Consider the following 14,487-nt stretch of genomic DNA (forward strand, 5'->3'; position numbering starts at 1 on the left):
CTGTTTTGGGCCTGCTTGATTGTGTGTGGCTGCATTCTTGCTGGTTTCGTCCAGGCCGGGAATGAGCCTCCCGAGTCCAGACTTGCGCCTCTGAGGCTTTTGACAGAAGCTTGGCCCCCCATGAGTTATGAATACCAAGGACGAACTGATGGTTATGCCGTTGCCCTGGTTAAGGCGTTGAATTACAAAGTCACCGCCGCCGATGACGAGCCAGTCATAGAGATCTTGCCTTGGGCCCGCGCCATTAATATGGCAACTCATCATGCCAATATCCTGTTATTTGCCACTTCTATTGATGAACAGCGACGGCAGCAATTTGATTTTGTTGGACCGATTGCCGAAACCCGTATCCAGCTCTATGCCCGCATGGATGATGATTTCACTCCGGCAGATCTGTCACAGGCGGCTGCGGCGGGTAATATTGCTATTTATCGTCACTCTCCGGCGCAAAGATTGTTGAGGGATATTGCGGATGAGAGGCTGCTAATCTCAGGTTTTCCTCAGTATTCGGCCAGACAGTTGTTGCATAAGCGGGTGCGTTATTGGTGTCAGGCGGAGATCGCGGTTAAGGGCGTCTTGCGGCAATTGGATCAACCGTTGACTGCAGTGCGGCCTGTGCTGGAATTGGCACACTTGCGGTTGTATCTGGCGTTCTCCAGTGGCACAGATCCTGCGCGAGTTAAAGCCTGGCACAAGGCGCTGGTGGCATTACAGCTAAGTGGCGAATTTGATGCACTGTATTTTGAATGGTTTGGAGCAAAGCCCTCACTGCCTGAGGCTGAAGTGTTATGGCATAGCCACTGAATTACTGATTGGTGAGGGCGGTTCAGGCGCTTTCTACCCTATTACGCCCCTTATTTTTGGCGCGGTATAGAGCGTTATCAGCCTGTTTAAGCAGCTCTGAAAACTGTAACTCGGTATTGAGAGTCGCCACCCCGGCACTGATAGTGACTCTGGACTCGCCGGCAAGCGCCTCTGGGCTTGATTCTGCCAAGGTTTGACGTAAACGCTCAGCAATTTTCAGGCATTCTTCTCGACTGGTTTCCGGCAACAGCAGCAGAAACTCTTCACCACCGATCCGCCCCAGTAGATCTTGCTCACGAATAAGCGTTTGGCTTACGCTCGCCAGGTGCTGCAGTACCTTATCTCCGCCATCATGACCAAACTGGTCGTTGATATCCTTGAAGTTATCGGCGTCAAACAGAATAACAGACATAGGTATGCCTGAATGTTTGGCCTGATTGAATAACGCTTCTCCCCTCTGATAGGTATAGCGTCGGTTGGCCAACTGAGTGAGATGATCCGTTTGGGCTATCTTCTGAAATTGACGTGACTTTCCGGTTTGTTTATAGGCCAGAATCGCCATAATGAAAATAATGATGCTGGCAAGGATCAGCACCGCCAGCTGCAACAGGCGGTTTTGCTGAAGTATCTGCACCTCCTGTTCTTTGAGGCGCTCGCTTTCCAGCAGACGTTGATTTTCTTTTGCCATGCGGTCGGCATTGAAGCGGGTACGCATCTCTGTGGTGCGGTATGACTGAAGCTTATTATCCAGTTCAGAATGCAGGGAGATATATGATTTGAGCACGTTTGTTGATTCTTGCCAAAGCCCCTGTGCGGCAAATATTTCGCTTTTGAGCAGGTAGAGTTCGGCCAATCCCCTGTCATTACTGATATCCCGAAAACTTTGTTCTGCCTTGGCCAAGGGGACCATAGCTTGTTCCGCCTGACCTTGGCGCAGCAACACATCGGCGCTGTAGAGTTGCATAAAACTGTAGAAGCCACCCTGTTGCTCGGTCACAAATGGTTTGGCACGCTCCAGCGCCTGTTTGGCATCTTCTATTCTGTCGAGTTTCAACAGTGAACCTGCCATATTGACCGAAACTCCTGCAGCTTCGATAGTCATTCCTTGTCGTTTGAGATAGTTGTAAGACTGCTGGAATTTGGTCACAGCCGCTTCAAAGTCCCCCAATTCCTCGAGCGCTATGGCCATCTCACCATTGACAATATAGGCCTGCTCTTCATGGCCACCTTGGCGATAAGCCTGTTCCAATTGGCGGTAATAGTTGAGTGCGCTCTGCGGATCGCCGAAACGACGGAAGCTGGTAGCAAGATCAACCAAGTTGTAGCGGCTCCAATAATCCAGTTTGAGTTGTTCATAGAGCTGTTGGGCGGTGAGAAGATCTTCCAATGCCAGTGCAAAATTGCCCTGAAAAGAATACATGGCGCCACGCATACTGCGGGCATCCGCGATTAACCGACGGTCTTCGAGTTGGTAGGCTTGTTGTAAGGCTTGGTCATAGTCGGCTTTGGCCTGCTCCATATTGCCTTTGAGTTGAGAGTACCAACCATGGCATAGGCGAAAGTCGGTCAGGGCTTCCGGATAAGCTTGATTTTCAGCCATCTGTACTTGGGTATTGGCGTAATCTATTGCCGCATCAACCTTGGCATTATTATTGGTGTCATAGCTCCAACAGCGGGCGCGCCTGAGCCTTACTTGGCGATCCAGATCTTTATCGGCCAACAATTGGGCTATTTGCTCCAGAGTTTGCTCCACCTTGGCAACATTATTGACCTGCCCATTTTCAAGCAGTTTGAATAACTTATCTGCCTCGGGGTTATCCAATGCCAGAGCGAGCGGAACCATGCCGGACAAAAGTAGCAGAGCGAAGGCTGATTTCAAAAAGTATGACTTCACGCTTACCGATAGAGATATGTTTACATTATGTTACTAAGCATACGCACCAGGGCATAGGCTGACCAGCAATAAATCGTTAAATTTGCTTAGCAAGCCGGGTTTCATCCTATGCCTGTTTCCCGGTTTTGAGCGCGGTTGGCCCCGTTCTTTGGCTGACTTTTTGTATTTCCAGGGTGCCAATTGGAGATGGATTGCTGTTTAATGCCGGTGCTATACTCGCCGCCAATCGTTTTTAGACGGAAGAAACAATGACTCAAGTTGATGCTCAGTACCGGCAGCAGGCGCGAAGCGCCGCCATCAATATCTGCTCTCAGGTATTACCTATGGATAAGTTGCCGACGGCGCTGAAAGAAGCCTATGACAATCTGTTTGAACAACTGCTGGACGATAAGGAGTCTGAGTTCAAACAGGCTTGGGACAAGTTGCCGCCAAGTGCTGCCAAGTTGCTACCCAGAGCCGATTTTCACGGCTTTTTTATCGCATCAGCCTGGTTGCAACTGAGTTTGATGGCCCAGGATATCGCCCAGTTGGCGGATACCGACGAGGCCATTGCCGAGCAGGAATATAGCGGCATATATGATCGTATTTCACAATCGGCGCTCAAAGAGAGTGTACGTAAGTTGAAAAAGGCCCGTACCGATAGGCGTTTACTCAACAGTATTCGAGATGTGATAGCCAATGGCTGAATAAAAAACCGGCATTATTTTTAATGCCGGTTTTTTATGGGCGGACGCTCTTAGAAGGAAGTACGCTTGTAGCGGCGATACTCAGGCTGCCAGAAATTACTCTCGATAGCCTGTTGTAACATTTCATCGGAAGTCGGCAATGCGTGGCCTTGCTCGATGGCGACCTTGCCGACGGCAAAGGCGATGTGCTTGCTGACCTTCTGGATCTCTTCCAGTTTAGGCAGCAGGGAACCACTGCCGTTGAGTGCCAGCGGCGAGCATTCTGCCAGAGCGCGGCTGGAGGCCATCAGCATCTCATCAGAGACCCGCTTGGCACCACTGGCCAATACTCCAAGGCCTATGCCGGGGAAGATATAGCTGTTGTTGCACTGGGCGATTTCATAGGTTTGGTTGTCTATGACCACAGGCTCAAAGGGGCTGCCGGTGGCAACCAGCGCCTGGCCATTGGTCCAATGCAGAATATCCTTGGGCGTAGCTTCAACTCGGCTGGTGGGGTTGGACAGCGGGAACACTATCGGTCTTGGGCAGTGGCTGTGCATGGCGCGGATGATCTCCTCGCTGAACAGTCCAGGGGCGCCGGAAACCCCGATAAGCACAGTCGGCTTGCCGTTGTTGACCACATCCAGCAGCGAGATGTTGTCACCGAAGTTGCTCCACAGCTGCAGCTCTTCGCGCCTTTGCGCCAGTTTTTGCTGGAATGGCAACAGGTTGGGCATATTGTCCTGCAACAGTCCCCAGCGATCGACCATAAATACCTGACGTCTGGCCTGCTCATCACTGATCCCTTCGGAAACCATCTGCGCAATAATCGCTTCGGCGATGCCGCAGCCTGCGCTACCGGCGCCGAGGAAGGCAACCCTTTGCTGGCTCAAGTGAGTGCCTGCGGCCTTACAGGCAGCGAGCAGTGAGCCAACTGTGATGGCGGCGGTTCCCTGAATGTCATCATTGAAACAGCAGTATTTATCTTTGTAACGCTCCAGCAGCGGCATGGCGTTTTTCTGGGCGAAGTCTTCGAACTGGATCAAGGCCTCGGGCCAACGGCGATGAACCGCCTGCATAAAGGCTTCAATAAATTCCAGATATTCTTCGCCGCCTATGCGCTGGTGGCGCCAACCCATATACATGGGATCTTCCAGCAGATGCGGGTTATCTGTTCCCACATCCAGGGTAATGGGCAGAGTGTAAGCCGGGCTGATGCCGCCGCAGCTGGTGTAGAGCGACAGCTTTCCAATCGGGATCCCCATGCCGCCGATCCCCTGATCGCCCAGCCCCAAAATACGCTCACCGTCGGTAACCACTATTACCTTCACCTTGTGACGGGTGGAGTTGTTGAGGATGTCGTCGATGCGATCCTTATTCGGATAGGAAATAAACAGGCCGCGGTTACGGCGGTAGTCTTTGGAGAAGCGTTCACAGGCCAATCCGACGGTTGGGGTGTAGATGATAGGCATCATCTCTGTGATGTGATTCTGAACCAGACGATAGAAGAGGGTCTCGTTGGTGTCCTGGATATTGCGCAGATAGATATGCTTGTCCAGATCATTGCTGAAGTTCTTGAACTGATCGTAGGCACGTGAGGCCTGCTCTTCGATCGTTTCAATCACGTAGGGCACCAGGCCTTCGAGGTTGAAGAAAATACGCTCTTCCTCGGTAAATGCACTACCTTTGTTGATCAACGGCGCTTCGAGAATAGCCGGACCGGCAAAAGGCAGATATAAGGGGCGTTTATTATCGTCCATGGCTAACCTTTTATGTTCTTTGTTGGTGGATGACGGGCTGTGATCTAAATCCGCATAGATTACCACGAAATGTGATCTTTGTTGCCTGTGGGCGAGGGCTTGAGCAAAAATTTTGTTTAAAACGCGGCAAACCGGGTTGGTCTGAGCCTAAGGGGGGGAATGACACAAAACAAAGAACCAGGCGGATGCCTGGTTCCAAAGGAGATAGCTGCTGTTGCTTGTTGGCTTATTTGCCGCGGTATTTAAGTGACAAGCCCTTGATAAAGTTACGCATCAACTGATCACCACAGTAGCGGTAATGCTTGTGCTCAGGATTGCGGAACAGGGCGCTCAGCTCAGCCTTGCCGATACGGAAGTTGGCCAGTTCAAGAATGGCAATAATATCCTCTTCTTTCAGTTCCAAGGCGATTCTGAGTTTCTTGAAGATGATGTTGTTGTTCAGGCTGGGCAGCGGCTGCGGAATGCCACTGCCGGGACGCAGGCCGCGTTTGTCGATGATCACGGCATCGAGAAACTGGCACAGGGTACGATCGTCACAGGGACGGAACCCTTCTTCATCTTCTTTCTTGAGCAGGCCGGCCAGCTCAGCTTCACTCATTTCACGCTTCATTTTGGCGTAGAGACGCAATACCTTGGAGTCGTTGAAATTAAAGACAAAGCGCAAGCGGCGCAGAATATCGTTGTTGGTCATGAATGTCCCTGGGCCGGTTTGACTCCCGGCTTAGTTTTAACACTGTCTGGCGATTGACTTAGGTGCGTTAGGCGCGGAGGCTCCGCAATATTGCGGCATTATACCTAAAAGCCGGGCAGATTTGCCGCTTTTTCCAGTGGACAGTTCGCGGCCGTTTTGCGCACCGCCTGTCGCAGCTTGTCGTGAAGGGCGAACACCCGGCCTATATCTTTGAGTGACCAAGAGGTGTTTTCCAGTACCACCAGATTGAAGCCCGAGTCCGGATAATAAATCGCAGTGCTGATATAACCCGCTATGTAACCACTGTGGCTGAACTCCACGGGCAACTCAGGGCTCAGTTGTATTCCGGCGGCATAATTCAGCTCGCCCCAACGATGGGGGCGTTTGCCTCTCGGCGCCAGCAACTGCAAATAGCCGCCACGGCTAAGCAGTTGCCCCTGATGCAGGGCCTGCTGAAAGTCGGCAAAGGCAGAGGTGGAGCCAATAAGGGCGCCGCTGGCCAACAGCTTATCTGTGAGGGTCAACTGCTCGGCCACGCTCTCAAAGCCGCTGTCAGTCTCGGTTCTTCCTATCGCCAGATGGGGTAACTGTTCCTGGATACTTTCAATACTGCCGGTGCGGGCCTTGAGCTCAAGCCCCTCGGCATCAAAGAAGCGCTGCAGCAATTGAGTACCGCTGCTGCCTTTTCGCTTGAGGATCTCGGCCAGCAGCCAATAATTGTCATTGCTGTATTTAAAATCGCTGCCCGGGGTGAACAGCAAGGCTTGTCCTTGGATGCCTATGCCGGATGTGTGGCTCAGCAACATGGCAACTGTGATGGCCGGATCCAGTTCGACCTCTTTGCCGAGCAGGGTGGCGGCGCTGTCATTGAGATTGAAATCGCCTCTTTCTATCGCCCGCATCACCAACACGGCAAACACTTGCTTTGACAGTGAACCCAGCACAAATTGGCTATCAGAGGTGATGGGTTTGCCCTGGCTTTCTCCGGCCGCATGGCTCAGCAGTGTCTTTTTACCTTGCCTCAACTCGATTACGCCGCTGAAGGGCAGGGGGTTTTGCTTGATTATCAGCTGCAGTTGTCGTGTCAGCTCTTCGCTGTGGCAGACAGATGGCGCCGAACCCTTGCCTGGTGCCGGCTCTTGTTCGGATCTCGGCGTAGCGCTCAGGCCAAGAGTGAATCCCAGCAGGCAGGCCATGCTCATGCCTTTGACTGTTGATGAGAGTTTTAGTCCTAAAAAGCGCGGCTGCGCCAGCGGTGAGGAGTTCATGCAACTTCCTTATTTGATGTAGCAATACCAATAGATAAACAGCAGCGCAAAGCCAAACAGGTAACCGAGTCCCAGCCAGCCCCAGAGTTGCATGCCCCTGCCGTAACGGGCCTCAGTCGGCAGGGTTTTGGAACTCATCAGCCGTAGATTCAACCAGGCAAAAATACAGGTAGTCATAAAGGCCTGGATCATCACCAATTCCAACAGTGATAGCAAGGCACCCTTAAAGAACAGGATCAGCAGCAAGGCCAGCAGCGACATAACCAGCATGATCCCCGCCAGGCGTTTACCGCTGGGACGGCGCTCAAGCAGCAGGCGCCAACCGGCATCCAGGGTGCGGCTGTAACCATCGAGCACAGTGACAGTGGTGGAGAAAATACACAGCAGCGCCACCAAGGCGATAAGCATACGGCTCCATTCCCCGAGCACGCTGGCGTAGAGGGAGATCAACTGCCCGGCAAACTGGGCTCCAGAGTCGGCAAAGGAGGCTCCCGAGCCATGCATGACTCCGGCACCCAGGCTGAGAAACACCAGTGCCAGCAGGGCGGTGAGCCAATAGCCGATATCGAAATCCAACCTGGCCTGGGCAGCGCTCAGAGCGGCCTGCTGTTGATTGATGCGCTGTTTCTCCAGCAGCCAAAGTGAGTTCCAGGCGCTGACTTCAATCGGTGCCGGCATCCAGCCCATCATGGCGATCAAAAAACCAAGATAGGCCCATTGCCAGGGAGAGGGGGAGACGAAGTCTTTATCCAGCACAGACTCCACCCCCAGCATCATGGCAGCGGCGGTCAGAGTGCCCAGGGTCAACAGCGCCATCACAACCTTGGTCATGCGATCAAGCAGGCTATAGCGCCCAAGCAGCAATAGCAGCAAACTGGCGCAGAGCACGATAAAAGACAGAATATCTATGCCGAGCGGCACAAACTGAGTCAGCATGGCGGCACTCAGCATGCTGACCCCGGCGGTGCTGGCAATGGCGGCAACAAGATTGAGCAGGCTGAACAGCCACAGATAGCCTTTCCCTTGCCTGAGATAGCCCTCAAGCAGACTCTCGCCGGTCGCCGCCGTGTATCTGGCTCCGGCGGCAAAGAAGGGATATTTGAGCAGATTGACCAGCACCACCAGCCAGGCCAACTGCCAGCCAAATTCGGCGCCGGCACGGGTTGAAGCCACCAGATGCGAGGCGCCTATGGCCGCAGCGGCCACCAGAACGCCCGGGCCCATGGCGGCCATTAAGTGCCTAAGGTGAGTGAAAGAAAAACCTTTTCGATTCAGCATGGTGTCATTCATGGCGCGCTCTTTTCCCGGGCCAGTAAGGATTCGATATTGACCAGCGAGGAGCGGATCTCCCTGAGTAACATCAGCTGCTCATGGTTGCTGTCATGTCCATTTGAGCTGGGCTCCTTGTGATCCAAATGCTCTTTTTGTGCCAGCACAGCGGCGCGAAATCCGTCGGCATCGACTATGCCAACCAGGCTTATCAGGGCGTTATTGCCGGATTGTCCGGCGGTTTCCACCTTGAGTTTCTTCAGACCGAACAGGCGCATCAGTGGCCCCTGAATAAGCGCCATGTCGGTGATTTTATCCAAGGGCACAGTATTTTCGGTGCGGGTCAGCAGGCCGCGGCGCACTACTAGCTTACGCTCGGTCAGCTCGGCGCTCATGTTGGCGAGATTATCGGCAAAGCGGGCCTGAAGCAGTGGCGCGGCGGCTGTGGGCATGGCGACTTCCTATATCAGTAAAATCAAATTTACCCCAGTTAGAGGCATTGACTTTAGATATTAAAGAGTTAAGTTGAATCGGTAAATGTTAAAAATATATGACAACACGGAAGTTTGTAGTCGTGGTTGTTTTCCACAAAAACAGCTGAAGAAATTAGGGATAATTATGAACAGACCTCACCTTGTCCTGAGTGCCTGCGCTGCGGCGCTTGCCTTGACCTCTGCCGGAGAGTCCTTCGCGGCCGAGGAGTCTGTGGAGCGTATCGAAGTCACAGGCTCGCGGATCAAACGTACCGATATGGAAGGCCCATCGCCCATTCAATCCATAGGCAAAGAAGATATTGCCAACATGGGCTATGACAACCTGCAGCAGTTGCTGGAAAGGATGCCGGCGGCCGGGGCCGGCACTTTCTCCACCCGCGGCAACTGCCAGGACTCTACCGCCAACGGTGCCGCCGCCATCAGCCTGCGTGGCATGGGGCCGGATGCGACCCTGGTGCTGATCAATGGTCGCCGGGTTTCCATCAGTGCCTTTGCCGAAGGGGTCAGCAATTCTTTTGTCGATATCAACAGCATTCCCGTATCGGCCATTGAGCGGATAGATATACTCAAGGACGGCGCCTCGGCCATCTATGGCTCGGATGCCATTGCCGGGGTGGTCAACATAGTGCTGAGGAAAAACATCGAAGGCATTGAAGTCAATCTCGGCTATGGCGCCACAGATGGCCCCAATTACAACGAAAAGACCGCCAGTCTGGTGTGGGGCACCATGAGTGACAAGGGCAGCGCGTCTGTGATCCTGGATTATTTCAGCAACTCGACCCTGAGCGCCGATGAGATGGGGCAGTTTGGTACCGCCAATCAGTCGCCCTGGGGCGGGGAGGATTTCCGTTCTTCCCGGGGTTTTCCCGGGGTATTTCTATGTCAATGGTGTCAAGACCATAGATCCGGCTTGTCCGGCCGATTCCGCCACATCGAGCGGCAGCTGCCTGTTCGATTATGGCCCCTATAACTTGGTGATCCCCGAGGCCGAGCGCATAGGCGCCATAGGTCAGTTTGAGTATCACCTGAGTGATTCCCTGACCGCCTTTTTGGAGCTGGCGGCTCAGCACAATACCTCCAAGGCTGGTGGTGCCGCCACACCGCTGGATGAAACTGCCGGTTTGACGGTTCCCGGTTCACATCCCAACAATCCTTTTGGTCAGGACATTGACATAGGCCGCTTCCGCACAGTGGATGCCGGTCCCCGCCGCTGGGATATCGAGTCCGACAGCTTGAGATTGGTGGCCGGTCTGCGCGGCAGCTTCAAGGAGTGGGACTGGGAAGTCTCGGCCCAAAAGGGGCGCAGTGAGTCGACCCAGACAGGGGATCGCAGCCAGGGCTGGGTGCGGGTGGACTATCTGCAGGAGCAAATCAATCTCGGCAACTACAACCCCTTTGGCGGCACCATCAACTCACCCGAAGTGATAGATGCCATTACCACCAGTCTGGTGCGTCAGGGCAAGTCACATATTACCGCCTATGATGCCAGCATTTCGGGGCATGCCTTTACCCTGGCAGACAGGGATATCATGCTGGCCGCCGGGATGGAATATCGTGAAGAGGATGTCAGCGATGTGCCCGATGAGCAGTTCCAGCGCGGGCTTATCTTCGGGACTGAAGCGGTTTCCGCCGCGGCCGAGCGCGATCAGTATGCCGCCTACCTGGAGTTTTCCATTCCGGTGACTGACAGCTTCGAGCTGCAACTGGCGGGGCGCTACGATCATTACAGCGACTTTGGCTCCACCACCAATCCCAAGGTGGCGTTCCATTGGGGCATGACAGAAGACTTGAGCATGCGCGCCTCCTGGGCCCAGGGGTTCCGGGCGCCATCGCTGGCCCAGATAGGCCTGGGCCCTTCGGAAAAGAGTAACTTCTTTAAAGACACCTATGCCTGCGCCGCTCAGGGTATCTCAGAGGCCGACTGTGAGGTGCTGGATTACAACACGGTATTTGCCGGTAACCCGGATCTGGATGCCGAGGAGTCGGAAACCTGGAACATAGGCATGATCTGGGCGCCGAGCCAGAAGTTCGATATCGGCTTCGATATCTGGAACATCACCCAGGACAACAAGATAGACGAGCAGCCTCTGGGCGACATCTATGCCGCCAACTGTAATGATCAAAACAGCGCTATCTGTGTGCGCCTGCCCCCCGCCGGTGGCGAGCCGCTCGGGGTGCTTGATGTGATTCACTCAAGCTTTGTTAACTTAAGCTCCCAGGAGGCTCAGGGCCTGGATATCTCGGCTCACTACGGTCTGGAACTGGACAGCTATGGCGATCTCAAGTTTGGTCTTGAGTGGAGCTATCTGGACAAGTTTGAAAAGGACGGCCTGGATTATACCGGCGAATATGAATATCCCCAGTACCGCTGGCTGGCCAGCACTAACTGGACCATGGGCGACTTTGCCGCCAACCTCAATGTCAGCTACATAGGTGAATTTGAAGATACGCCGGACATTAACTTCGACGGCGCCCTCGACTTTACCGAGAACAAGTCACGTATGGTGGATGCCCAGTTCCTGGTGGACTTGCAGGCTTCCTACCGTTTCAACGAGATGTTCAAGTGGACGCTCGGGGTCAATAACCTGTTGGATGAAGAGCCGCCGTTTGCCATAGGCGATGGCGATGCGGATCTCTATGGCTATGTGATGTCTGTGCATAACCCCAGAGGCCGTTTCATCTACACCAAGGTCAGTCTTAACTTCTGAGGCAGGCACCCGGCCCTTGATGGCAAACTGACAAGGGTCGGATGCTGGAGAGTTGAGATAAGAAGTGAGAGACAAGAGCCGAGAAACAGGGACAGAGTGACAAGCTTGAGGCAGTGGGAGTATCTTGTTGCTGTTGACCTTATCATCATGGCGCCTGCGGGCGCCTTTTCTGCCACCATACCTGCGTTAGCCATTGCTTATGGCGACAGGGCAATTTAAGGAAAGTAATATGATTCGACTCTATGGCACGCCGCGAAGCCGGGCGCTGCGGGTTTCCTGGTTGTTGGAAGAGCTGGAACTGCCCTGGGAGTTTCACTTTGTTGATATGGCCAAACAGCAGAACCGCACTCCTGAGTTCCTGGCGCTTAATCCCTGCGGCAAAATCCCCGTGCTCGAGGATGACGGTCTGATATTGACCGAATCGGCGGCCATTATGCTCTATCTGGCCGAGCGTTACGGTGAGGGGCGTCTGTTGCCCAAGCCAGGCACGGCAGCCTCCGGGCATCATCATCAATGGTTGAGCTTTGTGATAACCGAGTTGGAGCAGCCGTTGTGGACCATGGGCAAGCACAGGTTTGCCTTGCCGGAGCAGCAGCGGGTGGCGGCGATTCAAGCCACGGCCGTATGGGAGTTCAACAAGGCTGCGGCCATTGCCGAGCAGTGGCTGCCTGATAGCCCATTTTTGCTCGGTGATGAATTGACTGTGGCCGATATACTGCTGGCCCATACCCTGAACTGGGCCACCATTTTTGAGCAGCAGATCCCGCCCAAACTGGCGGTTTACCGAGACAGGCTTAACTTGCGCCCGGCAATGAAAAAGGCGCTGGACAAAGCCAGCGCCAATTTAACTGATTAATTCAAACTCTGGTTTCAAAGCCGCGGTATTTCAGGGCCGTGATATTTCAGAGCTGCGCGGCCGCCCACTTGGCGCGGCTTTCGCGGCTCTCACCCAGCCCGCCTTGCTGCTCTCTGAAGGCCTTGTAGGATTCCACATTCAGTGGCACCAGGCTGATATCCACTTCCAGTACCAGTTTGCACTCTTTCTTGATCCGCCAGGCGGCGGTGTTGTACAGCTCAGTGAGTGGCAGCGAGCTTAAAAACTCAGGGTTGTACTGGGTGTAAATCGCCTGGGTGGGATAAACCACAAAGGCCAAACGGCGCTTGGGTTCTTTCTTGAACATGGCCTCGATACCATCACAGGTGTTCAGCACCTGCATCTCGATAATATCGTCGATTTCCAGCAGTTTTTTCTGGGCCAGTTCGCTTACCTGCGCCTCGCCCGTTTCCCAGGAGAGCAACTCGGCTTCATCGACTTTCAGCAACTCGGCGGCCTGGGAGGTGCCCAAGCCAAGAGATTGGCGCAGGCACTGAAACTCGATGGCGTTGAGCGGATATTGTTTGGACATAATGCTTCCTGTTTTTTCTATGTGTCTGATGGCGTGGCGCCCAGGGCGTGTCGGCCTGTGTCAGCTATGCAGCCAGACGTCTTCGACCCATTGCCAGAGTGACTCCCAGCAATCTTCTTCATCCAGGCCGTCCTGGTTCCAGAAGTAGACCACACCTTCCTGATCTATGCAGTAAAAGTCATCACCGGTTTGGCAGATGGCAATCAGATCTCTGGGCATTCCCAGCGACCAGGCATAGGAGGTCACTTCCGGCAGATAGGTGTGGGAGTGGGGATCGGCAGCGGTCACCGGCTCCAGGCTGCCATAGATAACATCACTGGCATGCAGTAGATATTCTTTCAGCTCCGAGGGCAGAGGGATGAGTATCTGCTCTTCGATATCCACCAGATCGTCAAAGCCGGGCAGATCCAGCGGTACGGGAACCTGCTCTGACAGTTCCTGCAGTTGCTCTATGATTTCATGCATGATTTTACGCTTTGGCCGAGGGTCAATGCGCTGGAGTATAGCGGCTTGTTGGCCGCTGACAAGCTTTGTCAGGCGACTATGGTATTTTCTATGCCAAGAGTCTGGGTTTGTTGGCGTTTATAACCCAACCAGGCCTTGTGGTACAGCTTGTGTGATTCCTGGCGCAGCTTCTGGATCCTTGCCAGTTCCAGCTCGCTCAAAGGCCTTTGCTCGCGGGCAGCCTTATGTTCCATCGCCTGCACTGCTTCATAGACTTGGTGCTCGGCGCCGTTTTTGATGGCGGCAATCTTCCTTAAGTGCAACTGAACTTCGGCAATCAGGCCACTTTTCGGCAGTTGCAGCAGCAGGTTGATATCCCGATAGCCAGAGGCCTTGGGCTGGGCAAACCTGTCTTTGACCTGCAGCACATTGGCCTGTTGATTCAGGGTGTCAAAGGCCAGCTGCAGATCATCAAGGCTGTCGGCTATCAGGGTGGCTCGCACCAGATCTGTCAGGGCGGCAGGGTCGTTATTCAGCTTGTGCGCCACCTTGGCTTCGGCCCGTTGACGCTCTTTCACCTTGGCCAGTAGCAGCTCGGTCTCGCTTTGATTGGCTATCTGTGACAGGAGACTGTGGAGTTCATTTTGTGCCATAGGTGCCTGCTGATAGAGGGCATTGAGGCTGGAAACGGGCTGCCTTGGGGCGCTAAAGCTTTGTTTCTTGAGGGCATTGAATGGGAGGGCCGAGTTTTGGCGCTGGCTGTAGCCGCTGTCGTCTCTTGGTTCAGCTTCATATTCTGAAGGCTGAGCGTAGGCGGTGCGCGCCGAAAGCAATAACAGGAAAACCAGGAAAGTGCGGAATAATCGGGTCATGGGGCCTCGCATCCAGAATGACTTCTAAGTGGCTTTGACTCCAATGTAGCACTTGGCTCTGAACCCTTGCTGAACCTCAAATGAAACTTTATTCATCTAAAAAGAAAGGCGCCTTGAGGTAATGCCGTTCACTTAGTGTGAACGGCATTTTTCTTAGGCTTAATGGGATACTTGTTTTTACTCATTTTTAACGCACGTGGATAGGCTCTATC

Annotated in this window: 12 protein-coding genes and 1 pseudogene; 4 read left to right on the top strand and 9 right to left on the bottom strand. The window is 53.7% G+C overall.

The window, feature by feature from the left end:
* The first annotated feature begins 99 nt into the window (after positions 1-99).
* Entirely contained in the window at positions 100-804 is a 705-nt protein-coding gene (locus ACMHXE_RS07940) for a substrate-binding periplasmic protein (RefSeq protein WP_404829461.1), read from the top strand.
* Positions 805-826: 22 nt separating this feature from the next.
* Here ACMHXE_RS07940 and ACMHXE_RS07945 read toward each other — a convergent pair whose 3' ends face one another.
* Complete coding sequence (locus tag ACMHXE_RS07945; RefSeq protein ID WP_146226021.1) at positions 827-2,683, bottom strand: tetratricopeptide repeat-containing diguanylate cyclase; 1,857 nt, start codon at positions 2,681-2,683, stop codon at positions 827-829.
* 263 nt (positions 2,684-2,946) lie between these two features.
* Between ACMHXE_RS07945 and ACMHXE_RS07950 the strand changes: the two genes are divergently transcribed.
* Positions 2,947-3,384 carry a DUF3069 domain-containing protein gene (locus ACMHXE_RS07950; protein WP_071477365.1) on the top strand — a complete coding sequence of 146 codons (438 nt, stop codon included), beginning with the start codon at positions 2,947-2,949 and terminating at the stop codon, positions 3,382-3,384.
* A 50-nt stretch (positions 3,385-3,434) separates the two neighbouring features.
* Here ACMHXE_RS07950 and ACMHXE_RS07955 read toward each other — a convergent pair whose 3' ends face one another.
* The 5 genes from ACMHXE_RS07955 to ACMHXE_RS07975 all read right to left on the bottom strand — a co-directional run bounded on the left by ACMHXE_RS07955 (position 3,435) and on the right by ACMHXE_RS07975 (position 8,803).
* Positions 3,435-5,123 (bottom strand): NAD-dependent malic enzyme, encoded by a 1,689-nt coding sequence (locus ACMHXE_RS07955; protein WP_101056879.1) that lies wholly within the window; start codon positions 5,121-5,123, stop codon positions 3,435-3,437.
* 226 nt (positions 5,124-5,349) lie between these two features.
* The gene (locus ACMHXE_RS07960) at positions 5,350-5,814 is read right to left on the bottom strand and encodes a DUF1456 family protein (protein ID WP_025009045.1); all 465 of its coding nucleotides are present in this window, start codon (positions 5,812-5,814) and stop codon (positions 5,350-5,352) included.
* Positions 5,815-5,918: 104 nt separating this feature from the next.
* Complete coding sequence (locus tag ACMHXE_RS07965) at positions 5,919-7,082, bottom strand: serine hydrolase domain-containing protein (protein ID WP_413731914.1); 1,164 nt, start codon at positions 7,080-7,082, stop codon at positions 5,919-5,921.
* A gap of 9 nt (positions 7,083-7,091) precedes the next feature.
* Positions 7,092-8,360, bottom strand: coding sequence for an Nramp family divalent metal transporter (locus ACMHXE_RS07970; protein ID WP_101059437.1), 1,269 nt, complete (start codon positions 8,358-8,360; stop codon positions 7,092-7,094).
* Positions 8,361-8,368: 8 nt separating this feature from the next.
* Positions 8,369-8,803 carry a PH domain-containing protein gene (locus tag ACMHXE_RS07975; protein ID WP_117199887.1) on the bottom strand — a complete coding sequence of 145 codons (435 nt, stop codon included), beginning with the start codon at positions 8,801-8,803 and terminating at the stop codon, positions 8,369-8,371.
* Positions 8,804-8,969: 166 nt separating this feature from the next.
* Here ACMHXE_RS07975 and ACMHXE_RS07980 point away from each other — a divergent pair.
* Positions 8,970-11,553, top strand: a pseudogene (locus ACMHXE_RS07980) (TonB-dependent receptor).
* Between the two features lie 229 nt (positions 11,554-11,782).
* Positions 11,783-12,409 (top strand): glutathione S-transferase family protein, encoded by a 627-nt coding sequence (locus tag ACMHXE_RS07985; protein ID WP_165565573.1) that lies wholly within the window; start codon positions 11,783-11,785, stop codon positions 12,407-12,409.
* Between the two features lie 46 nt (positions 12,410-12,455).
* Here the strand turns inward: ACMHXE_RS07985 and ACMHXE_RS07990 are convergent, their stop codons facing one another.
* The 3 genes from ACMHXE_RS07990 to ACMHXE_RS08000 all read right to left on the bottom strand — a co-directional run bounded on the left by ACMHXE_RS07990 (position 12,456) and on the right by ACMHXE_RS08000 (position 14,275).
* Positions 12,456-12,959 (bottom strand): DUF4447 family protein, encoded by a 504-nt coding sequence (locus ACMHXE_RS07990; protein WP_335923697.1) that lies wholly within the window; start codon positions 12,957-12,959, stop codon positions 12,456-12,458.
* A gap of 60 nt (positions 12,960-13,019) precedes the next feature.
* On the bottom strand, positions 13,020-13,424 hold the full coding sequence (locus ACMHXE_RS07995; RefSeq protein WP_413731916.1) for an SMI1/KNR4 family protein: 405 nt from the start codon (positions 13,422-13,424) through the stop codon (positions 13,020-13,022).
* Positions 13,425-13,492: 68 nt separating this feature from the next.
* The gene (locus tag ACMHXE_RS08000) at positions 13,493-14,275 is read right to left on the bottom strand and encodes a RelA/SpoT domain-containing protein (RefSeq protein ID WP_165565572.1); all 783 of its coding nucleotides are present in this window, start codon (positions 14,273-14,275) and stop codon (positions 13,493-13,495) included.
* Positions 14,276-14,487: the final 212 nt, after the last annotated feature.

This window comes from Shewanella sp. BJSY2023SW007, from assembly GCF_047314525.1.
Taxonomy (GTDB): domain Bacteria; phylum Pseudomonadota; class Gammaproteobacteria; order Enterobacterales; family Shewanellaceae; genus Shewanella; species Shewanella chilikensis.

What these genes read in the sequence shown, in the direction of transcription:
- ACMHXE_RS07975 (WP_117199887.1), bottom strand. Translation starts at nt 8,803, where the DNA reads ATGCCCACAGCCGCCGCGCCACTGCTTCAGGCCCGCTTTGCCGATAAT.
- ACMHXE_RS07950 (WP_071477365.1), top strand. Translation starts at nt 2,947, where the DNA reads ATGACTCAAGTTGATGCTCAGTACCGGCAGCAGGCGCGAAGCGCCGCC.
- ACMHXE_RS07995 (WP_413731916.1), bottom strand. Translation starts at nt 13,424, where the DNA reads ATGCATGAAATCATAGAGCAACTGCAGGAACTGTCAGAGCAGGTTCCC.
- ACMHXE_RS07965 (WP_413731914.1), bottom strand. Translation starts at nt 7,082, where the DNA reads ATGAACTCCTCACCGCTGGCGCAGCCGCGCTTTTTAGGACTAAAACTC.
- ACMHXE_RS08000 (WP_165565572.1), bottom strand. Translation starts at nt 14,275, where the DNA reads ATGACCCGATTATTCCGCACTTTCCTGGTTTTCCTGTTATTGCTTTCG.
- ACMHXE_RS07960 (WP_025009045.1), bottom strand. Translation starts at nt 5,814, where the DNA reads ATGACCAACAACGATATTCTGCGCCGCTTGCGCTTTGTCTTTAATTTC.
- ACMHXE_RS07955 (WP_101056879.1), bottom strand. Translation starts at nt 5,123, where the DNA reads ATGGACGATAATAAACGCCCCTTATATCTGCCTTTTGCCGGTCCGGCT.
- ACMHXE_RS07990 (WP_335923697.1), bottom strand. Translation starts at nt 12,959, where the DNA reads ATGTCCAAACAATATCCGCTCAACGCCATCGAGTTTCAGTGCCTGCGC.
- ACMHXE_RS07985 (WP_165565573.1), top strand. Translation starts at nt 11,783, where the DNA reads ATGATTCGACTCTATGGCACGCCGCGAAGCCGGGCGCTGCGGGTTTCC.
- ACMHXE_RS07970 (WP_101059437.1), bottom strand. Translation starts at nt 8,360, where the DNA reads ATGCTGAATCGAAAAGGTTTTTCTTTCACTCACCTTAGGCACTTAATG.